Source organism: Paraprevotella xylaniphila YIT 11841 (assembly GCF_000205165.1).
Classification (GTDB): Bacteria; Bacteroidota; Bacteroidia; order Bacteroidales; family Bacteroidaceae; genus Paraprevotella; species Paraprevotella xylaniphila.
Genome location: NZ_GL883885.1, coordinates 1 through 3268, shown reverse-complemented (window position 1 = coordinate 3268; position 3268 = coordinate 1). Strand labels below are relative to the sequence as shown.

At 50.2% G+C, this 3268-nt stretch carries 3 protein-coding genes and 1 tRNA gene (1 of these 4 cut by a window edge); 3 read left to right on the top strand and 1 reads right to left on the bottom strand.

The features are described from left to right. Positions 1 to 28: transfer RNA gene (locus HMPREF9442_RS16310), tRNA-OTHER, on the top strand (it extends 74 nt beyond the left edge of the window). 50 nt (positions 29 to 78) lie between these two features. Here HMPREF9442_RS16310 and HMPREF9442_RS13055 read toward each other — a convergent pair. Further along, positions 79 to 1032 (bottom strand): transporter, encoded by a 954-nt coding sequence (locus HMPREF9442_RS13055; RefSeq protein WP_008629458.1) that lies wholly within the window; start codon positions 1030 to 1032, stop codon positions 79 to 81. Between the two features lie 179 nt (positions 1033 to 1211). Between HMPREF9442_RS13055 and HMPREF9442_RS13050 the strand changes: the two genes are divergently transcribed. Both HMPREF9442_RS13050 and HMPREF9442_RS13045 read left to right on the top strand, forming a co-directional pair. Next, entirely contained in the window at positions 1212 to 1763 is a 552-nt protein-coding gene (locus HMPREF9442_RS13050) for a hypothetical protein (RefSeq protein ID WP_008629455.1), read from the top strand. Positions 1764 to 2119: 356 nt separating this feature from the next. Beyond that, the gene (locus HMPREF9442_RS13045; protein WP_040603165.1) at positions 2120 to 3163 is read left to right on the top strand and encodes an alcohol dehydrogenase; all 1044 of its coding nucleotides are present in this window, start codon (positions 2120 to 2122) and stop codon (positions 3161 to 3163) included. Positions 3164 to 3268 lie beyond the last annotated feature (105 nt).

The window sequence follows — 3268 nt, the reverse complement described above, 5'->3', positions numbered from 1 at the left end:
GTCGCGAGTTCGAGTCTCGTTTTCCGCTCAGATAAAGCTGCCCGTGAGGGTGGCTTTATTTGTATTTACACTTCTGTTTCATTTGTTTTCTTCGTTTCGTTTGCGGTAGAGTTGGTAAGAGTTGTAAATATTGTGCCAAATGCTGTAGAAGCCTCCGGCTACCGATGTAACCGGAGTCATGAATGTATACCCCATCCAAATGGCAAATACCGTGTTCTTTTGTCCCAAGGCTTGACCGGCACTAATGGGATCGTTGTAACGGGTTCCGATGTATTTCCCCGCCCAGAATTGTACGACGCAGCAAACAAGCGATATGCCGGCTATGCCAAATTGGTAAAGCGCCGATACTTCGCTGTGGACGATACTCTTCACGGTAACCCCGATGGCAATGGCCAGTGCCACGGCCCACAAATAGAATGCCAGTTCCTTGCAGCGGAGAACTAGCTTGTGTATGCCAGGAAGGCAGTAGCGGACGAACAAGGAGGCCAGGAACGGGCAGAACAATAAAGGAAAGACTTTGCTTAATATCAAAGAAAAGGAGACACCAAATGTCAGGTCAGGGTGGGGGTGGACCAAGGGGACGAATATGGGGACAATCAGTGCCGTGGCCAGATTGATTAAAATGGTATAGGTCGTAAGGTTGGCCGCATTGCCTCCTAATTTCCCGGTGACTACAGCGGCTGCAGTAGCTGTCGGGCAAATCATGCACAGCATGGCTGCTTCTGCCAAAACTTGGCCCGGCAGGTTGGGAAAACATTTCAAAAGCCCGGCCAGGAGGGCAAAACAGCCAGCTTGGATTAAGAGCAGCCATCCATGCCAACGGCAAGGACGGAGTTCTTTGGGATTTACTTTGCAGAACGTTATAAAAAGCATGGCAAAAATCAATACCGGTTGCAGGATGCCGACGAACCGGGCTACGTAAGGTTTCGTAGGCTCCAGGACAGGAATGCCTGTGTAAATGAAGTAAGACAATGCCCCCATGAGCATGGCGATGGGGAGCGTCCAGTTTTTGATGAATCTGATGATAGACATATTCAAATTATCATGAATGGTTGTGCAAAGTTACTTATTTTGTCATCGCGGAGGTGGATTACACCGGACAAAATTTGTCCGGACGGGAGATTTTATATAATTTTGCATCGGTCTCCGACTAATTATGCCCGAGGGGTATAATTGTTCGGATTTTATGGTTTTATTTATATAATGAATTGATGAATTTATACATTCGCTATTTTGACGAGGAGTGCGTGGTGAGTTCGGCGGAAGAGGCTTTTGATTTCCTGTCTTCCCTGCCGGGTATTACGTTGGATGAGGCTTTCGTGAAAGACTTGCGCCAATACATGGATAGCCCGATGCCTTATCCCAAGCGTTATAAGGTACGTCCCCGTGTGTATTTTATTGTGATTAAGACAACGGCTACGACTTTGGCCGAATTTAAAGTGAACGGAGGCAGGACGCAGTCTTTAGCCGAAAGTTCGGAGAAGGAAGCACCGGCCCGTTTTTCCATTAACGACCGTCCGGGATGGTATGAGGGGGAAATCCTTTTCAAACGTGTGGTTCCCATTCCTGGCACCACTAAGTTCCAGTATAAGGATACGCGGTTCAAGGCTCGTTGCAAGGCTCGTAACACGCAGGAGTGTTACAACCGTATAGTGGAGCATTTGCGTTCGCGGCAAGATGTGGATGCGCGTAGCCAGTTTCCTTCCGTAAAAGGAAAGAATTTCTCTTGTTCTTATTTGGGCATGACGTTGGAAGAAGCGTAAAACCCGTAAGGGGAATGAGTCCGGTCGTTTGTATCGGAACGTTTTCCTTATGTAGGGGATTTTATTTTAAAGATAAAGGGATACCGGTTACGGTATCCCTTTTTTATGATTTGTTTTTTATTGAACTTCATTTTGAGCCTGCCAAATTGTCAGTTATAATGAGTTTTGGTTTGTTTTTTTCGGGAGTGGTTGCGGATTCGTGTGACAATAATGGATTCTCGTGCCTTTTGCCCGGGACAATGTTTGTACTTGCGAGCACTTTCCTTGCTCAAAAGCAAGCTTTTGGCTTGGAACTGCACTTGCCTTTCGCTATCTTTGCGTGCGGAAAAGGACCGTTCAAAAGAAAGGAGACGATTATGCTTGCATACACGTTCGTAGAACAAGGGAGATTCGAATTAAGGGAAAAGCCGCGTCCGGAGTTGCAGGACGGGCGGGATGCCATCGTACGGGTGACGTTGGGGAGCATCTGTACCAGTGATTTACACATCAAACACGGGAGTGTGCCGCGTGCCGTACCGGGAATCACGGTGGGGCATGAAATGGTCGGGGTGGTGGAAGAAGTAGGCCGTGAGGTCACTTCGGTCAAGCCGGGCGACAGGGTGACCGTGAACGTGGAGACATTTTGCGGGGAATGCTTCTTTTGTCGGCACGGGTACGTGAACAACTGCACCGACCCTCATGGCGGTTGGGCTTTGGGTTGTCGTATCGACGGTGGACAAGCCGAATTTGTCAGGGTTCCGTATGCAGACCAGGGCTTGAATGTGATTCCCCCATCGGTGACCGACGAGCAAGCTTTGTTCGTGGGCGACATCTTGGCCACAGGCTTTTGGGCAGCGCGTATCTCGGAAATCAAGGAGGAGGACACGGTGTTGATTATCGGCGCAGGCCCTACGGGGATATGCACTTTGCAGTGTGTCATGCTGAAAAATCCGCATCGCGTCATCGTTTGCGAACGGTCGGAGGAGAGGTTGCGTTTCGTGCGCGAACACTATCCCGGGGTAGAGGTGACGACTCCCGAAGGCTGTAAAGACTTTGTGCTGTGCCATAGTGCCCATGGAGGGGCGGACGTGGTGTTGGAAGTGGCCGGTGGCCAGGACAGTTTCCGGTTGGCCTGGGAATGTGCCCGTCCTAATGCCGTCGTGACGGTTGTGGCACTTTATGACAAGCCCCAGTTGTTGCCGTTGCCGGACATGTACGGGAAGAACCTGACGTTCAAGACTGGAGGGGTGGACGGTTGCGATTGTGCCGAAATCCTTTCCCTGATAGAGGCGGGCCGGATTGACACCACACCGCTTATCACCCACCGTTTCCCGTTGGAACGTATTGAAGAAGCCTACCGGATTTTTGAGAACAGGTTGGATGGTGTCATCAAGGTGGCCGTCACCGGACGGGGGCGATAGGGAAAAACGAACCCCGGTTTCCGATGCTTGTTTGAGGCAGGAAATCGGGGCTTGTATAAGTGAATGTTTACCGACGCGTTACCGGACGATGACTTTTTGCCGGTC